This is a genomic window from Bradyrhizobium sp. 191 (genome assembly GCF_023100985.1).
GTDB lineage: Bacteria > Pseudomonadota > Alphaproteobacteria > Rhizobiales > Xanthobacteraceae > Bradyrhizobium > Bradyrhizobium diversitatis.
On the sequence record NZ_CP064692.1, the window covers coordinates 1,610,735 to 1,630,342 of the forward strand.

The window sequence follows — 19,608 nt, forward strand, 5'->3', positions numbered from 1 at the left end:
CGCCCCGCGCCGAGCGGGGCAAGCGCAAATATAGCAGCACGCCCTGCTCAAGCCCCAGGCGCCGAACCTCCTGCCGACCCCGACCTTACAGGTCTGCGCGGGCTCCGCCGTCTTGGCGATGGTGCGGCAGTGGGCTTGACCCGTATGCGCATTGACCGGCCCTTGGATTCATCGATTTCGAAGGAATTTGTCTTTCGCACAAGATCGCTCAGCTTGCGGGAACCGTAGGTTCTCGAATCGAAATCGGGGGCGAGGTTGGTAAGCCCTTTTCCGACTTCCCCGAGAGAAACCCATCCGTCTTCGCTTTCCATCTGGGCGATGACTTTCTTGATCATGGGGATCGCTGCGTCAGGGGGTTGGAGCAGCGGCGACCTCGTGGCGGCATCCTGGGTGTTCGCCGGGGCGGCAAGCAGGTTCTCGGTATAGACGAATCTCCGGCAGGCCTGCCTGAAGCTTTCCGGCGTCTTCTGCTCGCCGAACCCGAAGACGTCGACTCCCTGCTCCCGGATGCGGGCGGCGAGACGAGTAAAGTCGCTGTCGGAAGACACCAGGCAGAAGCCATCGAAGCGGCCGCTGTGCAGCAGGTCCATCGCGTCGATGACCAGGGTGATGTCGGACGCATTCTTTCCCGTCGTATAAGCGAATTGCTGCTGCGGGATGATGGCGTGCTTCGACAGAATGTCGGCCCAGGCCCTGGAACGCGCATTGGAGAAGTCGCCGTAGATGCGTCGGACGCTGGCCTCGCCGATCTTGGCAATCTCCTCGAAAAGTCCATCCGCGATCTTCGCAGAGGCATTGTCGGCGTCGATCAGGACGGCCAGACGAGGCGAGCGAAGTTCGGACGGCATGGCATTTCTCCACAGGATGGACGCAGCATTAGAACATGCGTGCGTCTTAGCGGCTAATCCTCGTTCGCCTTGAATCGCCCGAGCCCCTTCAGCACGAAGGGCGCCAGCAGTGCGATCAACGCCACGGCCAGTAGCGTCGCCGAGATCGGGCTTTGGACCAGCGTCATGGGATCGCCGAGGCTGATCGCGAGTGCGCGACGCAATTGGCTTTCGGCGATCGGGCCGAGGATCAGGCCGACGACCACGGGCGCGATCGGGAAATCGAACCGGCGCATCAAAAAGCCGAGCACGCCGAAGCCGGCCAGCATCGACAATTCGACCACCGACGGCTTTGCCGCGATGGTGCCCATGGTCGCGAACATGAGGATGCCGGCATAGAGCCAGGGCTGCGGGATCGCGAGCAGTCGCACCCACAGGCCGACCAGCGGCAGGTTGAGCACCAGCAGCATCATGTTGGCGATGAAGAGGCTTGCGATCAGGCCCCACACCAGGTCGGGCCGCTCGGCGAACAGCAGCGGGCCCGGGTTGAGGCCGTATTGCTGGAAGCCCGCCAGCATCATCGCGGCGGTTGCCGAGGTCGGCAGTCCGAGCGTGAGCAGCGGCACCAGCGTGCCGGCGGCTGAGGCGTTGTTGGCCGCTTCCGGTCCCGCCACCCCTTCGATCGCGCCCTTGCCGAATTCTTCGGGGTGTTTGGTCAGGCGCTTCTCGGTCGAATAGGACAGGAAGGTCGGGATCTCGGCGCCGCCCGCAGGCAGGGCGCCGATCGGAAAGCCGAACATGGTGCCGCGCAGCCACGGTTTCCACGATCGCTTCCAATCCTCCTTTGTCATCCACAGCGAGCCGCGCACCGGCTCGAGCTTCTCCTCGGTGTGGTGGCGGCGCGATGCGACATAGAGCGCCTCGCCCACCGCGAACAAGCCGACCGCGAGCGTCGTCACCTCGACACCGTCGAGCAGCTCGGGGATGCCAAACGCGAGCCGCGCCTGGCCGGTCAGCTTGTCGATGCCGACGAGGCCCAGCGTCAGGCCGATGAACAAGCTGGTCAGGCCGCGGATCGGCGAATCTCCGAAGGTCGCCGACACCGTGACGAAGGCGACGCACATCAGCGCGAAGTAATCCTCCGGGCCAAAGCGCACGGCGAAATCGACCAGCCACGGCGCAAGGAAGGCGAGTCCGATGGTGGCGATGGTGCCGGCGACGAAAGAGCCGATCGCGGAGGTCGCAAGCGCCGGCCCGCCACGGCCGGCCTTGGCCATCTTGTTGCCTTCGAGCGCGGTCGCCATCGAGGCGCTCTCGCCGGGCGTGTTGATCAGGATCGCGGTGGTCGAGCCGCCATACATGCCGCCATAATAGATGCCGGCGAACATGATCAGCGAGCCGCCGGGATCGAGCTTGTACGTTACCGGCAGCAGCAGCGCGACCGTCAGCGCCGGACCGATGCCGGGCAGCACGCCGACGGCCGTGCCGAGGAACACGCCGATCAGCGCATAAAGCAGGTTCATCGGCTGGACGGCGACCGCCATGCCGTGGGCCAGCGCGGCAAAAGTGTCCATCACAGCAGTCGCTCCAGAGGCCCGGCCGGAAGGCTCAGCGTCAACAGGCGGTCGAACGCGAGATAGATGACGGTCGACATCACGAGGGCGATGATGCTGTCGACCAGGATGGCACGCCGCCCAAACGCGGCCGACGTCGTCACGAACAGCGCGGACGTCGCCAGGATGAAGCCGCCGCCGAAGCCGATGATCGCGATCAGCAGCGCAAGACCAATGAGGATCAAGACCACCGGCACGGGATCGGCGCTCTCGCGCGCCGGCAGATTGCCGCGTAGCGCGTCGATGAAATTGCCGAGCGCGAGCAACGCGAGGCCGGAGGCGACCACAACCGGCATCGCCTCAGGCCCCATCCCGTACATCGCGGCAGATTGCAGGCCGCGTGCATCCCAGACCAGCACCGCGGCGAGACCTGCGAGCAACGCAGCGACAACAAGGCCGGCGCGGTCGACGCGCCGCGGCGGCTGCGCAGGATCGCCGGAGGTCATGACTTGACGAGGCCGACCGATTTCAGCACGTCGGTGACGCGCGCCGTTTCCTTCTTCAGGAAGTCGGCGAAAGCGTCGCCGCCGAGATAGGCGTCCTCCCAGCCCTTCTGCTTGAGGATCTCCTTCCAGGCGTCGGACTTCACCATCTTCTCGACCGCATCGCTCAAGGTCTTGCGCTGCTCCGGCGTGAGGCCGGGAGGCGCGACCACCGAGCGCCAGTTTGCGATCACGAGGTCGATGCCCTGCTCCTTGAAGGTCGGGATATCGCTGCCGGCAATGCGCTTCTCCGAGGTCACGCCGATCGCGCGCAGCTTGCCGGACTTGATTTGTCCTTCGTATTCGCTCAGGCCCGAAATACCCGCGGTGACCTTGCCGCCGAGGATCGCCGCCAGCGACTCGCCGCCGCCGGAGAACGGGATGTAGTTGATCTTCTTCGCGTCGGCGCCGACGGCGCCGGCGAACAGCGCTGCCATTACATGGTCCACACCGCCGGCCGAGCCTCCGGCGAAGGTGACCTTGGCGATCTCGGCCTTCACCGCGGCGGCCAGATCCTGCGCATTCTTGATCGGCGAATTCGCGGGAACCACGATCACCTGGATCTCCTCGGTGAGGCGGGCAATCGGCGTCACCTGCTCCAGCGTCACCGGCGACTTGTTCATGGCGAGCGCGCCCACCATGACGAAGCCGCTGACCATCATCTGGTTGCCGTCGCCCTTGGCGCCATTGACGAACTGCGCGATGCCGACGCTGCCGCCGGCACCGGGAACATTGGTGACCTGCACGCTGCGCGCGACGCCCGAAGCCACCAGCGCCTGCTGCATCGAGCGCGCGGTCTGGTCCCAGCCCCCGCCCGGAGCTGCCGGCGCCATCAGCTTGAGCTCGAGTTGCTGGGCAAAGGCCGGATTGGCTGCCGCCAGGGTCAGCGCGACGGCCGCGCCGACAAGGCGCGAGGGAAATCGAAACATGGGGGCATCTCCAGGCTCATGCGGACGTTTGCCGCATTGTGTCGTTTGGTCGCATATCAGCCAAAACGGCCGATACTGTCCAGTGACATCCCCCAGGGGTTTTGGTCAGCGGGGCGTCGGGATCACCCCGCCGAGCGCGGCCGTCAGTTCGGCAGCGACATCCCGGACGATTTGCCCGATCTCCGGCAACCGCTGATCGGTCAGCCGGCCGGTCATGCCGGAGACTGAAATCGCCGCGAGCGGCTCGGCGCAGTCGTTGTAGACGACGGCCGCAACGCAGCGCAGGCCCATGCAGGCCTCTTCATCGTCGAGGGCGTAGCCCTGCTTGCGGATCTTTTCGAGCTCCTTGAACAGGTCGCTCGGCCGAACGATCGACTTCTCGGTCAGGCGGGGCATGCCGTGATGGCGGATGACGGCGCCGACGTCCTCGTCCGAATAGGTCGCCAGCACGGCCTTGCCGACGCCGGAGGTCACCATGGGAACGCGGCCGCCCACCTTGGTCAGCGAACGCATGATCTCGCGGCTCTCCATGCGGGTCAGCACGATGATGAACTCATCGTCGACCACGGCGAGATTGGCCGTCTCGCGGGTGAGATCGCGCAGCTTGCGGAGGTATGGGATCGCCTGCGCGGAGAAATTCCGCCGCCGCGCGAAGCTGGCGCCGACCGTGAAGCTGCGCACGCCGACATGCCATTTGGATTCGCCGCGGTCGAACTGCACGAAGCGGCGGCTTTCGAGGGTTGCGAGCAGCCGGTGCACGGTGGACGCCGACAGGCCGGTGCGGATCGCGAGATCGCTGAGGCGATAGCCTTCGTCGTCCTCGGCCAGCGTCTCGATGATCGACAGCGCGCGGTCAACGGATTGCACGCCGCCGTCGCGGCCCTCGGTCTCGGCCTCCGCCGCCGATTTGGGCTCGAGCGATTTGCGCCGGATCACGTTCTTGCTCATCGCGACCTGCATTCGTTCTCTTCCCCTCTCCCCGCTCGCGGGGAGAGGGGAAGGGTGAGGGGGAGCTTCCGCAAGCACGGTGGCAGTTGGACTCGCGGAAGCTCCCCCTCACCCGGAATTTGCTGCGCAAATTCCGGCCTCTCCCCGCAAGCGGGGAGAGGCGAACGCAAGCTCAGAGCAGCCCTGCCCCGCGCGCCCACTTGTACTTCGCGCCGAGCACCTCGACCGGCAGCTCCGTCGAGTAGGCGTAGGCCGGGATGCCGTTCTGGTAGAGATATTCGGCGGCTTCCTCGACCTCGACGTCGCCGGCCAGAGACGCGACCATCGGCTTCACAAAACCCTTGGCCTCCATCTCCTTCTTCACCTCGACCATGTTGCGGGCGAACACCATCGGCGGGGTGACGATGGTATGCCAGTAGCCGAGGATGAGCGCATGGATACGCTCATCCGACAAGCCGAGCTTCACGGTGTTGACGTAGGTGATCGGCGGCTCGCCGCCGGTGATATCCACAGGATTTCCGGCAGCACCGAACGGCGGGATGAACTTGCGGAAGGCCGCATCGAGATCCGGAGGCATCGACATCAGCGACAGGCCGTTGTCGACGCAGGAGTCCGAGAGCAGCACGCCCGAGCCGCCGGCCCCGGTGATGATCAGCACGTTCTCACCCTTCGGCGTCGGCAGGACCGGCACGCCTCGGGCGAATTCGAGCAGTTGACGAAGTGAGCGGGCGCGGATCACGCCAGACTGCTTGAACACGTCCTCATAGATGCGGTCGTTGCCGGCGAGCGCGCCGGTGTGCGAGGACGCAGCCTTGGCACCGGCCGAGGTGCGGCCGGCCTTGAGAACGACCACCGGCTTCTTCTTGGAGACGCGTTTCGCCGCTTCGGCAAAGGCGCGGCCGTCCTTGAGGTCTTCGCAGTGTTGCGCGATCAGGTTCGTGTTCGGATCCTGCTCGAAGAAGGCGAGCAGATCGTCCTCGTCGATGTCGGACTTGTTGCCGAGACCGACGATCGCCGAGACGCCCATCTTCGCTGAGCGCGAGAAGCCGATGATGGCCATGCCGATGCCGCCCGACTGCGACGACAGCGCTGCGTGGCCCTTGACGTCGTAAGCTGTACAGAAGGTCGCGCAGAGATTGGCGGGCGTATAATAGAAGCCGTAGATGTTCGGCCCCATCAGGCGGATGTCGTACTTCTTGCCGACCTCGACGATCTCGGCCTGCAGCTCCGGCGCGCCGGCTTCAGCGAAGCCCGACGGGATCAGCACCGCGCCCGGGATTTTCTTCTCGCCGCACTCGGTGAGCGCCGCAGCCACGAACTTGGCGGGGATCGCGAACACCGCGACGTCGATCACGCCCGGCACGTCCTTGACGCTCTTGTAGGCCTTGTAGCCGAGGATCTCGGCGGCCTTGGGATGGATCGGATAGATTTCCCCCTTGTAGCCGCCGTTGATGAGGTTCTTCATCACGGAATTGCCGATCTTGCCGTCCTCGGCGGAGGCGCCAACCACGGCGACCGCCTTCGGCTGCATGATGCGGTTCATCGCCGCGACGATCTCTTCGGTCGGACGCGGCTTGGGTTTCGGCTTGAAGGCGAAGTCGACGACGATGCGCACATCCGCGGCGGTCGCGCCCTTCGGCGTCGCGAACACCGGGTTGAGGTCGAGTTCGACGATTTCGGGGAAATCGGTGACGAGCTGCGACACCTTGACGATGATTTCGGCGAGGGCGTTGCGGTTCACCGGCTCGCCGCCGCGCACGCCCTTCAAGATCTCATGCGCCTGGATGCCGTCGAGCATCGAGAGCGCGTCTTCCTTGGTGGCTGGCGCGAGGCGGAAGGTGATGTCCTTCAACACCTCGACCAGCACGCCGCCGAGGCCGAAGGCAACGAGCTTGCCGAACGAGCCGTCGGTGATCGAGCCGACGATGACCTCGGTGCCGCCGGCCAGCATCTGCTGCACCTGGACACCCTCGATCTTGGCATCGGACTTATATTTCTTGGCGTTGGAAAGAATGGTCTCGTAGGCCTTCTCAGCCTCTTCGGTGGTCTTGAGACCGACGATGACGCCGCCGGCTTCGGTCTTGTGGAGAATGTCCGGCGAGACGATCTTCATCACGACCGGGAAGCCCATGGACGAAGCCATCTTGCCGGCCTCGCCGGCCGATTTTGCCACGCCCTCCTTCGGTACCGGAATGCCGTAGGCGTCGCAGACCAGCTTACCCTCCGGCGCCGTCAGGCTGGTGCGGTTGTCCGCCTTGACCTGGTCGAGCACCTTGCGGACGGCATCTTTGGAATTGGACATCTGGCTTCTCCCTTGACCTGAGTTCGTTCTTTGCAAAGCGCGCGCGTGGTTTGCGGCTGCCCGTGATGCTTGCCATTCGCCGCGCTCTGTTCCATGCGGCGGAACGGAGTGGCATACACCTAAAGACTACTCCGCCGGCTTGGATCAAAAATGGCTGGCGATGGCATTTGGTATGCCAGAAGCCAACTTGTCAAGCTGGAGCTTGTCTTAGAACGCCGCAAAAAATCGCCGCCTTGACATTCTGGCATGTGGTATGCCAAAAACTTTCCCGTCAATATTCCTGTAAAAGACGACTCCCACTGGAGGAGATTCGTCGTGTCACTACGGAAACCAACCAAGGCGTTGCCGAACATGGCCGAGGCAGACATCGCAATCGTTCGTATTGCCCCGGAGAGCAGCTTCAAGAACAAGGCGTATGACGCCTTGAAGGAAGCCATCCTCAAGATGGACATCTACTCGACGCCCGAGCCGGTGATGCTGGACGAGCGCGCATTGTCGGAGAGACTTGGCGTCAGCCGCACGCCGATCCGCGAAGCGATCGCCATGCTCGAGCAGGACGGTTTTGTGAAGACGGTGCCGCGCCGCGGCATCATGGTGGTGCGAAGGACCAAGAGCGAGATCGTCGACATGATCCGCGCCTGGGCGGCGCTGGAGAGCATGGCCGCGCGCCTCATCACCACCACCGCACGCAAGAAGGACATCACGGCGCTGCGCGACTTCTTCAAGGACTTCAGCAAGGACCGCCTGCCCGAGGATCACGTCGAGGAATATTCCCGCGCCAACATCGCCTTCCATCAGGCGCTGATCTCGCTGTCGGAATCGCCCGTGCTGGTCGATCTCACCAACGACCTCCTGCTGCACGTGCGCGGCTATCGCCAGCTGACCATCGGACGCAAGGACCGCACCGCAACCTCGCTGCCCGAACATCTCGGCATCATCGAGGCGCTGGAAGCGCGCGACACCGAACTCGCCGAGAAGCGCGCCCGCGATCACACCCTCGGCCTCGCCGCTTACGTGGAAGCGCACGGCCAGGAACTGTTCACGTAGCACTTTATCTAGCGAACCTTCACCAGAAGGGCGAAGCACTCGCCCCAGTACTGAGACCAGGGAGACAAGGCCCATGCTGAATACCGCGACCAAGTCCGAAGCACCGGGCACCGAGCAGGAACTGACGGATGGTTTTCATCTCGTCATCGACGCGCTCAAGCTGAACGGCATCAACACCATCTATAATGTGCCGGGCATCCCGATCACGGATTTGGGCCGCATGGCGCAGGCCGCCGGTATTCGCGTGATCTCCTTCCGCCACGAGCAGAACGCCGGCTACGCCGCAGGCATTGCCGGCTATCTCACCAGGAAGCCCGGCGTCTGCCTCACGGTCTCCGCGCCCGGCTTCCTCAACGGTCTCACCGCGCTGGCCCATGCCACCACCAACTGCTACCCGATGATTCTGGTCTCGGGCTCCTCCGAGCGCGAAATCGTCGACCTCCAGCAGGGCGACTACGAGGAGATGGACCAGCTCGCGATCGCGAAGCCGCTGTGCAAGGCGGCCTATCGCGTGCTGCACGCCCAGGACATCGGCATCGGTTTCGCGCGCGCCATCCGCGCCGCGGTCTCGGGCCGTCCGGGCGGCGTCTATCTCGACCTGCCGGCCAAGCTGTTCGGCCAGGTGATGAACGCCGAGGCCGGCCGGAAGTCGCTGGTCAAGGTGATTGACGCTGCGCCCGCGCAGATCCCCTCGCCGGCTTCGGTGAAGCGCGCGCTCGACGTGCTCAAGAGCGCCAAGCGTCCGCTCATCATCCTCGGCAAGGGTGCGGCCTACGCGCAGGCGGATGAAGAGATCAAGAATTTCGTCGAGAACAGCGGCGTGCCGTTCCTGCCGATGAGCATGGCCAAGGGCCTCCTCCCCGACACTCATCCGCAATGCGCCGGCGCGGCCCGCTCGACCGTGCTGAAGGACTCCGACGTCGTCATGCTGATCGGCGCGCGGCTGAACTGGCTGCTCTCGCACGGCAAGGGCAAGAGCTGGGGCGAAGCGCCCAAGAAATTCATCCAGGTCGACATCGAGCCGAAGGAGATGGACTCCAATGTCGAGATCGTCGCGCCCGTCGTCGGCGACATCGGCTCGGTCGTCTCCGCGTTCAACCAGGCGCTTGCGTCGGGCTGGACCGCACCGCCCGCCGAATGGACCAAAGCCGTCTCGGCCAAGCGTGAAGAGAACGTCGCCAAGATGGCGCCGAAGCTGATGAACAACAAATCGCCGATGGACTATCACGGCGCGCTCGGCGTGCTGAAGAACGTGATCAAGGAATACCCCGAGGCGATCCTCGTCAACGAAGGCGCCAACACGCTCGACCTCGCCCGCGGCGTGATCGACATGTACCGCCCGCGCAAGCGCCTGGACGTCGGCACCTGGGGCGTGATGGGCATCGGCATGGGCCAGGCGATCGCAGCCGCGCTCGAGACCGGCCACCCCGTGCTCGCAGTGGAAGGCGACTCGGCCTTCGGCTTCTCCGGCATGGAGATCGAGACCATCTGCCGCTACAACCTGCCGATCTGCGTCGTCATCTTCAACAATGACGGCATCTATCGCGGCACCGACGTCAACAACGCCAACGCCGACCCGGCGACGACAGTGTTCGTCAAGGGCGCGCGCTACGACAAGATGATGGAAGCCTTCGGCGGCGTCGGCGTCAACGCGACCTCGCCCGACGAGCTCAAGCGCGCCGTGAACGAGGCGATGAAATCCGGCAAGCCGACGCTCATCAACGCGGTGATCGATCCGGCCGCGGGCTCGGAGAGCGGCCGCATCGGCAACCTCAATCCGCAGAGCGTTCTGCAGAAGAAGAAGTAAGTCCCCGCCGGGTCATTCCCCGCGCAGGCGGGGAATCCAGTAATCGCCGGACCGTCCTGGATGGCGAGCACTGCGGCAAAACGAAACGACAGCGAATACTGGATGCCCGCCTTCGCGGGCATGACGGAAACAGAGTGGTAACAGGAGCAACATGATGACCAAAGCGCTCGAGGGCGTTCGCATTCTCGACTTCACCCACGTTCAGTCCGGACCGACCTGCACGCAGCTGCTGGCCTGGTTCGGCGCCGATGTGATCAAGGTGGAACGCCCGGGCGTGGGTGACATCACCCGCGGCCAGCTGCAGGACATCCCCAACGTGGACAGCCTGTATTTCACCATGCTCAACCACAACAAGCGCTCGATCACGCTCGACACCAAGAACCCCAAGGGCAAGGAGGTCCTCACCGAGCTGATCAAGAAGTGCGACGTGCTGGTCGAGAATTTCGGCCCCGGCGTGCTCGACCGCATGGGCTTCCCCTGGGAGAAGATCCAGGCGATCAACCCGAAGATGATCGTCGCCTCGATCAAGGGTTTTGGCCCCGGACCGTACGAAGACTGCAAGGTCTATGAGAACGTCGCCCAGTGCACCGGCGGCGCCGCCTCCACCACCGGCTTCCGCGACGGCGTGCCGCTCGTCACCGGCGCGCAGATCGGCGACAGCGGCACCGGCCTGCACCTGGCACTCGGCATCGTCACCGCGCTCTTCCAGCGCACCCACACCGGCAAGGGCCAGCGCGTCACCGCGGCGATGCAGGACGGCGTGCTCAACCTCTGCCGCGTCAAGCTGCGCGACCAGCAGCGCCTCGCCCACGGGCCGCTCAAAGAGTACAGCCAGTTCGGCGAAGGCGTGCCGTTCGGCGACGCCGTGCCGCGCGCCGGCAACGATTCCGGCGGCGGTCAGCCCGGCCGCATCCTGAAGTGCAAGGGCTGGGAGACCGATCCCAACGCCTACATCTACTTCATCACCCAGGCCCCGGTCTGGGAGAAGATCTGCGACGTGATCGGCGAGCCCACCTGGAAGACCGATCCGAACTACGCCAAGCCGGCGGCCCGCCTGCCGCGCCTCAACGAGATCTTCGGCCGCATCGAGCAGTGGACGATGTCCAAGACCAAGTTCGAGGCGATGGAGATCCTCAACAAGGACGACATCCCCTGCGGCCCGATCCTGTCGATGAAGGAGATCGCGGAAGACCAGTCGCTGCGCGCGACCGGCACCGTGGTCGAGGTCGACCACCCCACCCGCGGCAAGTACGTCTCGGTCGGCAACCCGATCAAGCTGTCGGATAGCCCGAGCGACGTGCAGCGCTCGCCGCTGCTGGGCGAGCACACCGACGAGATCCTGCGCCAGGTGCTGGGCTTCAGCGACCATCAGGTCGCCGAGATCCACAAGTCCGGCGCGCTCGACCCGCCGCAGAAGCAGGCCGCTGAGTGAGCGGACCGCCGCGAACCAGACGAAAGGGCCGCCCGAAGGGGCGGCCCTTTTTGCTTGGGAAGGCGCGACGTCGCGGGCCTCAAACCAAAACTGGAAAAACAACCCCATGCACAGTAGCCATCCCATTGGGCCGCAACGATATTTCTGATTCGACGAAAAAATTCTGACCCGTCGGGCAAAACAGGGGTAGTATGGCATCGTGGATGTCGTGCCGGGAGTGCACATCCGGGCGCTGGCTGTTGCACATCGGAGCGGCTCCCCGACCACACTCCATTCTCGGAACGGGGCTGCAGAGGTCTGGAGTCCAAGGGCGGTTATCGGACGTCAGCGCGAGGCGCAAGGACGTCAGCGATGAGCCGGACGAAATCCGCTAAAGTAGCCGAGTGACGATTGGGTGTGGGCGTTACAATGGACCGGCAATCACTTTCAGATCTCTTCGACAAAGCCATCAGTGGGCCTCCGGCACACGAGGCGCAACTTCACAGATCGGCCACTTCAAGAAATCACCCGCTGGGCATAGACCCATCGTCCACCCGGAGAACAGCAAGTGAGCCGAATAGCAACCTTCGTCCGGATCGTAGCGACCTTCACAATCATCGTGGTCGCCACTCCACTCCGGGCTCAAGCAACACCGGAAGGGTCAGCGTGCGGATACCTCGCTGGCCTAATCGATAAGGCATCACCATCTGGACCACTGTTCCTGCCCAGCTATCCGACCGTCGAATCGGGGCCTCTCCATGCCGCCGCCTACCTCTATGACAATGCGGTAGCCGTCATCGCATTGGTCGGTTGCGGCGAGCGAGACAAAGGGTATCGAATTGGCTCGGCAATTCTGTGGGCCATCGATAACGACCGCACCTGGCATGACGGCCGCCTCAGGAACGCTTACGCGGCGGGGGCGGTGGTGAACGGCCCCGTCAAACTTCCAGGGTGGTGGGACAATACTCAAAACAAATGGTTAGAGGATCGATATCAGGTGGGTAGCGATGTTGGTAACGTGGCATGGGCCATGTTGGCGTTGCTGTCCATCGATGACGTGAACACCGACGCTCGGTTCCGCGATGGTGCAGCACGGCTCGGCGCCTGGGTCGCGCAATGGGCCGATACGCGCGGTACTGGCGGTTTCACGGGTGGTACGTTTGGGCACGAACCGACGCCGGAAGTGCGGACGTGGAAATCGACTGAACATAATACAGACCTCGCCGCCGCGTTTGGCCTTCTTGCGATCCGTACAGGCGAGTTGCGCTGGCGCGATAAGGCAACGGTTGCCGAGTACTTTGTAAATACGATGTGGGATCCGGGGTGCGCCTGTTTCGCCGCAGGGACCGCTGAAGACGGTGTCACGCATAATCCGATTTTGGCTCTGGATGCCCAGATCTGGCCTTTAACAGCGCTTCATGGAGCGGCCGGGAAATTTGCACCGGCAATGACGACCGCCGAACAGCGAATGAGCGTCGGCGGAGGCTTTTCTTACGGTGAAGACCGGGACGGTGTGTGGACCGAAGGTACGGGCCAAATGGCTCTCTTGATGAAATTGCTCGGCAAGGCTGAGAGGGCAGAATCGTTGATCGCTGTCATCGAATCCCAGAGGTCGCCCGATGGTGGGTTCTATGCCACGACTGTCCGCGCGTTACCGACGGGGTTCGTGTTGGACACCGACCCGACCAAGCCGCGAAACTATTTCCGATTGTCACATCTTGGCGCAGCTTCGTGGGCCGCCCTCGCGGAACGTGGGTTCAATCCCTTTACGATGACAAAAGGGCTTCCGTAGTTGGGCCGCAGTGCTTCTCGTCTCGACGGTTTCGGTCTGTCTTGATTTCGATATGTCCGCAAAGGGCCACAGGACTAAACCGCGCGCGCCGTAGGGCACGACGGCCGGCAGCACGGCTGACAGGATAGCGCAACGGGGCGTCCCTGATTACGGTGAGTGCGCTCTCATTACAGTGACAGTGCACTCAATTTTACTTCGCCAGCGGCAGATTAGGTGCACTGTCACTGTAATCGTTCGCCCGCAGTGCTCAAATCCCCATAGAGCTTGCCGCACCATCCCGCCCGTCATGCGCGGTTTCCTCCCCTGGAGGCTTTCGGACGCCGGCCGCCCGAATATGCCGCGCCGTCACACCAGCGGCCGGCATCCGAAACCCTTCACAAAAACGACATTCGGAACTTAGCTAGAAGGACTCTCAGAGAGCTGCACGCAGTAAACTCTCGAAATCTTCCGCAGACGCTTTTCGCGGAGCCGTGGCATTCGAGTGGTCGGCCAACGCTCGGATAACTGTTTGCGGAATATGCCGAGCCTCAAAACCCATCTGGCTGAGCGTTACCGGTAGCTTTAACGATTGGACGAGATCGGACACCGCAGTGGCGAGATCGGCTTCGCGCGAAATGCGGAATATATCGCTCAGCTTCTCGTATTTGTTTCCGACGCTTTGCGCGTTGAAACGCAGAATGTGCGGCAAGAACACGCCGTTCAGCATACCATGATGCAGTGTCGGCGAGCGTAACGCGCCGGCGGCATGCGAAAGCGAGTGCACCGTGCCGAGCCCCTTCTGAAACGTGAGCCCACCTTCGAGCGCCGCCATCATCATCTCCCAACGCGGCTCGCGGTCGGCGCCATTTGTGACGGCGCGCTGGATGAAGTGCCATGCACGCTGCGCACCGTCGAGCGCGATCGCTTCCGCCGGCGGGTTGACCGACGGCGACAGAAACGTTTCGATGCAATGCGTCAGCGCGTCGATGCCAGTTGCCGCCGTCAACAAAGGCGGCAGTCCGAACGTGAGTTCAGGATCGCAGATCGCCCTTTTTGGTATCAAGTGTGGACTGATCAGCGCCAGCTTTGAGCCATTGGTCAGATTGATCAAAGCACCGCGGCCGACCTCGCTGCCAGTCCCCGCAGTAGTCGGGATAGCGATCACAGGCGCGACCTTCGCGGTGATCTTGCCGAGACCCCCACGGATTGCCGCGTAATGCTCCAATGGCCCTTCGTGGGTTGCGGCCAAAGCCACGCCTTTGGCAAGGTCGATGGGCGAACCGCCACCGAGTGCAATGATGCCGTCGCAGCCGCCGTCGCGGTAGGCGACAACGCCTTCAAGTACTGCTTCCTCCGTCGGATTCGGCGGAGTGCCGGCGAACACCGAAACGGTTCTCGGATCGAGGTGGGTCAGCACCTGCGCTGCTATGCCGGCGGCCTGTACGCCGGCGTCCGTGACAACCAACGGCCGACGAATTCCGAGAACTTCCAACTCGGTCGGTAAGCTCTTGATAGCACCGAAATCGAATATCGTCGTCGTCAGATAGCCAATGGTCGACACGGTTGCCTCCTCCCAATCGAAGACGCATTTGCTGCGCTGCCGAAACGTCTTATTCATCGGACATTTAACATCGGATGATTGCGACGGCAACAAAATCGGTGTATGGCTTCAATGTGCCAGCAGGCCATAGAGCCGCGGTCCGGGAGTGAACAGTCGTTGAGTGCCAAGGGCATCAAATCTGCCGAGAAGCGTTTGAAGCCAGGCCGCATCCACGCGGTTCTAACGACGCTCGGCCGCGAGATCGCCCAAGAGATCATCCCGGCTGGTGCGGTATTGCCGCCCGAGAACGAACTCGAAGCCCGTTTCGGTGTCGGCCGCGGCGTCGTCCGTGAAGCAATCAAAATGCTTTCAGGGAAAGGGCTCGTCAGCGTACGGCCGCGCCACGGCACTCACGTGTTGCCGCGGCGCGACTGGAGTCTTCTCGATCGTGATGTCTTGAACTGGCTCGTCGGTGAGGATCAACTCGACCGTGAGCTGCTGCTTGCTATTCAGGAAGTGCGCTCGATCATTGAGCCGGCCGCTGCTGCGCTCGCCGCGACCCGCGCCACCAGGCAGGACCGGCAGCGGATCAATGCCGCGCTGATGGCGATGGAAGCATCGGACAATCAGGCAGCCGCAACGGCCGCGGACAAGGCTTTTCATCTCGCCATTCTGGACGCGACGCACAACCCGGTGCTGCAGGGCTTTCGCGGCGCGATCGATACGATCCTGAGCGCTGTGTTCGTCGTCGCCGTTGATAGCGTCGCTGGCTGGTTCGAGGACAACATTCCCAACCACGCCGCCGTTGCTCGTGCCATCGACGATGGCGATGCAAACAAAGCCCGCAAAGCCATGGAGCGAGTTCTTGGTTTGACCCACTCCCAATTGTCCAAGAAAAGTGTAGGCGCCGTTCGGCGGAATGCCAGGCCAAACGGCAGCCGTATCCTGAGGCAAGCGTGATGCTGTGGAGGCTCTCTTCGGCACTCTGGTTCTGCGCTCCCTTTGTAGTGCTCCTCATTCTATGGGCCGTTTTCATCCCGTATTTTGACGTCAATCCCCGGCTATTTCCTCACCTCTCCTCTGTGATCCAGGCTGGAATTGAGGGAATAAAAGATGGCACCCTTATTCAACACATCGGTGCAAGCCTGTTGCGCGTCGCCGTTGGCACAGTGCTCGCCCTGTTGATCGCGATCCCCTTGGGCATCGCGATGGGCGTGAGCCCGATCATCTCGAGCTTCCTGACGCCCCTGTTCAGGTTTTTCTCGGTGCTGGCCGGCATCGCATGGATCCCGATCGCGACGCTATGGTTCGGCTATGGCTTCGGCGCCATCACCTTTGTGATCTTCAATGCCGTGTTTTTCATCGTGACGTACAACACGCTTCTCGGTGTATCGACCATTCCCTTGCAGGTGCGTAATGCGGCCGCATCGCTCGGTGCGGGACGATGGGCGATGTTGACCGAAGTGCTGCTGCCGGGGGCGCTTCCCAACATCGTCACTGGCATACGCACCGGGTTGGGCTTTGCCTGGCGTGGGCTGATCGCAGCCGAGATGATCGCCACCAATGTTGGCCTTGGTTACATGTTGTTCGTAGCCCGCGACTTCTATCGGACTGAAGTGATCGTGCTCGGCATGATCGTGATCGGCGTGCTTTGGCTACTGCTCGACCGGCTGGTCCTGGCACCAATCGAGCGCGCCACCATCGAACGCTGGGGCATGGTGCAGCGCGCATGAAGCAGTTTCTACTCAAGATGTGGAGTCACTGCGTTCGCCTGACGGCGCGCTGGCCGTCGATCGGGTCCATCGCTCCTTTCATTCCGGTGGTCGCGGCGTGGTGGATCGTCACAGAGCTGCAAATATTCCCGCGTGTGTTCCTGCCTGGACCGGCGGAGGTCGTGCGCTCATTCGGGTCGCTGGTTTATATGGGCATCCTTCCGGCGTACCTGCAGGACAGCATCGTGCGCTTGGCCGTCGGAGCTTTTTGGGGCGTCGCCCTCGGTATTCCTCTCGGAATCCTGGTTGGCCTCAATCAGCGCGCGCGGACGGCGCTGTGGCCGCTGCTTCTGTTCTTTCAGGCCATCGGCGATATCGCCTGGCTGCCGATCCTGGTGATCTGGTTCGGCTATGGGCTCACGACCATCACGGTCGTCATCGTCTACACAGTCATCTTCCCGGTTGTCCTGAACACGGTGCTGGGCGTACGCTCGATTCCCATCACTCTGCACCGCGCGGCCCAGAGTCTGGGTGCCTCACGCATCCGCATGTTGTGGGAAGTGGTGTTGCCGGGAGCGCTGCCCAACATCGTGACCGGCCTGCGCAACGGGCTCGGCTATGGTTGGCGCGCTCTGATCGCAACCGAGATCATCGTCGGCACCAGCGGTATCGGATTTCTCATGTTCGACGCGCGCCGCTCCGGGTCCGTCGTCGAGATCCTGCTCGGCATGATCATCCTGGGAATTCTCTGGTACATCGTCGATAGCTGGATACTGGCACCGATTGAGCGGGCTACGGGACAGCGGTGGGGGCTGGTGACGCGATGAAGGATTTGACCATCCGCAATCTGTCGAAGACGTATTTCGACCCCTATGCCGGAACCAACGTCACCGCAGTGCATGACGTGTCATTGAAGGTCGAGCAGGGAGAGTTCGTCTGCATCGTCGGTCCTTCGGGCTGCGGCAAGACGACGATCCTCAACATGATCGCGGGCTTCATCCCGCACACGGGCGGTGACATCTTGGTCGGCGGGCGTCCGGTCAAGGGGCCGGGCCCCGACCGCGGCGTGGTGTTCCAGTCTTTTGCCCTGTTTCCGTGGCGAACCGTGCTCGAGAATGTCGCCTTCGGTCCGAAGATGCGCGGCGTCCGCAAGGTCGAACGCGAGAAGATCGCGCACGAATATCTGGCGCTCGCCAAACTGACCGAGGCAGCCGGGCGCTATCCCGCCGAATTGTCGGGCGGCATGCAGCAGCGTGTCGGCGTGGTGCGTGCGCTGGCGAACGAGCCGGACGTGCTGCTGATGGATGAGCCGTTCGCGAGCGTCGACGCCCAGACCCGAATGACGCTCCAGGAAGAACTGACGCGCATCTGGCAGGAGAAGCGGCCGACGGTCATCTTCATCACGCATGACGTCGCGGAAGCCGTGTTTCTCGCCAACCGGGTGGTCGCGCTGTCGAAGGGGCGTGTGCTCGATGACATTGCCGTGGACTTGCCACGGCCGCGATCATGGGACGCGCTCAACGATGATGCGCGGTTCAAGGAATTGTCGGGACGCGTACTTCAACTCGTGCGGTCGGCTTGAGCCATGTTGAAAGATGCCCTTCGATCGCGAAAGGCGTACATCCTGATGGCGGTGGCGGCTGGCTATCTGGCCTGGCAGCTTTGGCTGACCATCGCCGCACCGCAAAAGATCGCGAACTTCGCCGGCAGCTCGGACAAGGTGAATATCCTCGTCGTGCTGCCGTTCGAACCTGAACGTTTCCACGTTCAGCTGATGCAGACGTACGGCCGGGTATCCGGAACACAAGAAAAATCCGTTGAAGTCCGAGGAGTGAAACGAGCGGACTTGACGACCGTCGCCCGGCCTTACTGGGTTACGCGCGTCGAGCCGCTTCAACCAGGGGGATGACCCAGATGCGACGACTTGCGATGCTGCTCTGCGCCTTGTTGCTGCTGCCGTCACTGGCAATGGCGCAGGCCAAGGATCCCATAAAACTCAAGGTCGGCATGGTGGCCGCGGTGGACATGCTGGCGCTGCCTATTGCGCTGGAGCGCGGCTTCTTCGAAAAGTACGGGCTCGACGTGACAATCGCCCGCCCGTACGCAACCGGCGTCGATGCGCTCAATGCCTTGCAGGCAGGTGAAACCGACATGGTGCAAGCTGGCGTGCCATCCATCGGTGCCATTCTACGCAACATGGACCTGGTTTTCTTCGGTAACTTCAGCGGCAACGCCACAAAGCTTGGATCCGATGCCACGCTCGCCCTCATTGCCAACGGGGACTCTGGGATCGGTAAAGGCGATTTGAAAAGTCTCAAGGGCAAAAAAATAGCGACTTCATTCGGCACGATCAACCATCTCTACATTCTCGGCTTGCTCGAGAAGGCAGGCCTCACGCCAACCGACGTAACTCTGATCAATACGCCGCCTCCGGAGATGAGCGTGGCGTTGCTTGCCAAGGGCGTGGACGCATTCGTGTGCTGGGACCCGGCACCGGTAATTGCCATGAAGGACGTGCCGGGCGCCGTCGAGGTCATCCGCGGCGGCGATGTCATCTCCTATCTCGGCTTCAATGTCGCGCTGCGGCCCTGGGTGGAGAAGAACGGGGCGACGGTCGAAAAATTCCTCGCAGCCGTGTCGGAGGCCGACCAGTGGATGCGCAAGAATCCCAAGCAGGCCGCCGGGATCGGTACGCGCTGGATTCCAGGGTTGAAGCTTGACGTGGCGGAGACCGCGATGCAGTACAACATCCAGCAGGTGGACCGCCGCATTTCTGCCCACAACTATCGCGCGTTGTGGAAGGCGCAGGATACGCTGCAACGGCTTGGCGTGATCAAGTCGGTGTTCGATGTGAACAAGCACATCGAGCCTAAATTCATCCTCAACGTGATGAACACCTATCCGGACTTGTTTTCCGATCTGCAGCCCATTCCGGCAGACGTGGCAATTAAGCCAGGCTTCGTGTTCAAGCCCTGAAGCTGAGTGTTGCCGTGCGCCCTCAAGCCGGTGCGCGGCAACAGACTCACACACAAAATATGCGTTTTTTAGAGTGCACAATTTAATAACCGCTCTGTGCGCAAATCACGACGCGTCCGTATGTCTCGACTATCGGACCCCAATCTCAAGCGCCGTAAAGGTGCGGCACAACATTTGTACTTCTTGCGGGGCGGCTGCGCACACTCCTTCCAAATATTGGATAAATTCTTCGCCTCGCCCACA

17 protein-coding genes are annotated in these 19,608 nt (G+C 62.7%); 10 read left to right on the forward strand and 7 right to left on the reverse strand.

Annotated elements, in window-relative coordinates:
- Window positions 1–47: 47 nt before the first annotated feature.
- The 6 genes from IVB23_RS07490 to IVB23_RS07515 all read right to left on the reverse strand — a co-directional run bounded on the left by IVB23_RS07490 (window position 48) and on the right by IVB23_RS07515 (window position 7,101).
- Window positions 48–848: an NYN domain-containing protein gene (locus tag IVB23_RS07490; protein WP_061883300.1), complete on the reverse strand. Its 801-nt coding sequence runs from the start codon at window positions 846–848 to the stop codon at window positions 48–50.
- 53 nt (window positions 849–901) lie between these two features.
- Window positions 902–2,401 carry a tripartite tricarboxylate transporter permease gene (locus IVB23_RS07495; RefSeq protein WP_247803108.1) on the reverse strand — a complete coding sequence of 500 codons (1,500 nt, stop codon included), beginning with the start codon at window positions 2,399–2,401 and terminating at the stop codon, window positions 902–904.
- Window positions 2,401–2,886, reverse strand: coding sequence for a tripartite tricarboxylate transporter TctB family protein (locus IVB23_RS07500; protein ID WP_197965176.1), 486 nt, complete (start codon window positions 2,884–2,886; stop codon window positions 2,401–2,403). The genes IVB23_RS07495 and IVB23_RS07500 overlap by 1 nt, the downstream gene beginning before the upstream one ends.
- Window positions 2,883–3,851, reverse strand: coding sequence for a tripartite tricarboxylate transporter substrate binding protein (locus IVB23_RS07505; protein ID WP_061883302.1), 969 nt, complete (start codon window positions 3,849–3,851; stop codon window positions 2,883–2,885). The genes IVB23_RS07500 and IVB23_RS07505 overlap by 4 nt, the downstream gene beginning before the upstream one ends.
- Before the next feature lie 105 nt (window positions 3,852–3,956).
- A complete protein-coding gene (locus tag IVB23_RS07510; protein ID WP_061883375.1) occupies window positions 3,957–4,799 on the reverse strand; it encodes an IclR family transcriptional regulator C-terminal domain-containing protein in 843 nt (280 codons plus the stop codon).
- A 172-nt stretch (window positions 4,800–4,971) separates the two neighbouring features.
- Window positions 4,972–7,101, reverse strand: a complete 2,130-nt coding sequence (locus IVB23_RS07515; RefSeq protein WP_247803109.1) for an acetate--CoA ligase family protein — start codon at window positions 7,099–7,101, stop codon at window positions 4,972–4,974.
- Between the two features lie 351 nt (window positions 7,102–7,452).
- Here IVB23_RS07515 and IVB23_RS07520 point away from each other — a divergent pair, with 351 nt between their 5' ends.
- From IVB23_RS07520 to IVB23_RS07535, 4 genes are all read left to right on the forward strand, one after another.
- On the forward strand, window positions 7,453–8,148 hold the full coding sequence (locus IVB23_RS07520; RefSeq protein WP_162131044.1) for a GntR family transcriptional regulator: 696 nt from the start codon (window positions 7,453–7,455) through the stop codon (window positions 8,146–8,148).
- A gap of 73 nt (window positions 8,149–8,221) precedes the next feature.
- Window positions 8,222–9,955 (forward strand): oxalyl-CoA decarboxylase, encoded by a 1,734-nt coding sequence (gene oxc, locus IVB23_RS07525; RefSeq protein ID WP_247803110.1) that lies wholly within the window; start codon window positions 8,222–8,224, stop codon window positions 9,953–9,955.
- Window positions 9,956–10,109: 154 nt separating this feature from the next.
- On the forward strand, window positions 10,110–11,387 hold the full coding sequence (gene frc, locus IVB23_RS07530; protein ID WP_061883376.1) for a formyl-CoA transferase: 1,278 nt from the start codon (window positions 10,110–10,112) through the stop codon (window positions 11,385–11,387).
- A 547-nt stretch (window positions 11,388–11,934) separates the two neighbouring features.
- Window positions 11,935–13,158, forward strand: a complete 1,224-nt coding sequence (locus tag IVB23_RS07535; RefSeq protein WP_247803111.1) for a hypothetical protein — start codon at window positions 11,935–11,937, stop codon at window positions 13,156–13,158.
- Window positions 13,159–13,570: 412 nt separating this feature from the next.
- Here IVB23_RS07535 and IVB23_RS07540 read toward each other — a convergent pair whose 3' ends face one another.
- Entirely contained in the window at window positions 13,571–14,698 is a 1,128-nt protein-coding gene (locus IVB23_RS07540) for an iron-containing alcohol dehydrogenase (protein ID WP_247803112.1), read from the reverse strand.
- Window positions 14,699–14,854: 156 nt separating this feature from the next.
- Between IVB23_RS07540 and IVB23_RS07545 the strand changes: the two genes are divergently transcribed.
- Genes IVB23_RS07545 through IVB23_RS07570 form a run of 6 tightly spaced genes read left to right on the forward strand, consistent with a single transcriptional unit; the run spans window position 14,855 to window position 19,365 of the window.
- Window positions 14,855–15,637 (forward strand): FCD domain-containing protein, encoded by a 783-nt coding sequence (locus IVB23_RS07545; protein WP_197965182.1) that lies wholly within the window; start codon window positions 14,855–14,857, stop codon window positions 15,635–15,637.
- Window positions 15,637–16,410 (forward strand): ABC transporter permease, encoded by a 774-nt coding sequence (locus tag IVB23_RS07550; protein WP_061883381.1) that lies wholly within the window; start codon window positions 15,637–15,639, stop codon window positions 16,408–16,410. The genes IVB23_RS07545 and IVB23_RS07550 overlap by 1 nt, the downstream gene beginning before the upstream one ends.
- Window positions 16,407–17,216, forward strand: a complete 810-nt coding sequence (locus IVB23_RS07555) for an ABC transporter permease (protein WP_247803113.1) — start codon at window positions 16,407–16,409, stop codon at window positions 17,214–17,216. Before IVB23_RS07550 ends, IVB23_RS07555 begins: the two co-directional genes overlap by 4 nt.
- On the forward strand, window positions 17,213–17,971 hold the full coding sequence (locus IVB23_RS07560) for an ABC transporter ATP-binding protein (protein WP_061883380.1): 759 nt from the start codon (window positions 17,213–17,215) through the stop codon (window positions 17,969–17,971). Before IVB23_RS07555 ends, IVB23_RS07560 begins: the two co-directional genes overlap by 4 nt.
- Before the next feature lie 3 nt (window positions 17,972–17,974).
- The gene (locus IVB23_RS07565) at window positions 17,975–18,298 is read left to right on the forward strand and encodes a hypothetical protein (RefSeq protein ID WP_245312246.1); all 324 of its coding nucleotides are present in this window, start codon (window positions 17,975–17,977) and stop codon (window positions 18,296–18,298) included.
- Window positions 18,299–18,303: 5 nt separating this feature from the next.
- Complete coding sequence (locus IVB23_RS07570) at window positions 18,304–19,365, forward strand: ABC transporter substrate-binding protein (protein WP_247803114.1); 1,062 nt, start codon at window positions 18,304–18,306, stop codon at window positions 19,363–19,365.
- The last annotated feature ends 243 nt before the right edge of the window (window positions 19,366–19,608 follow it).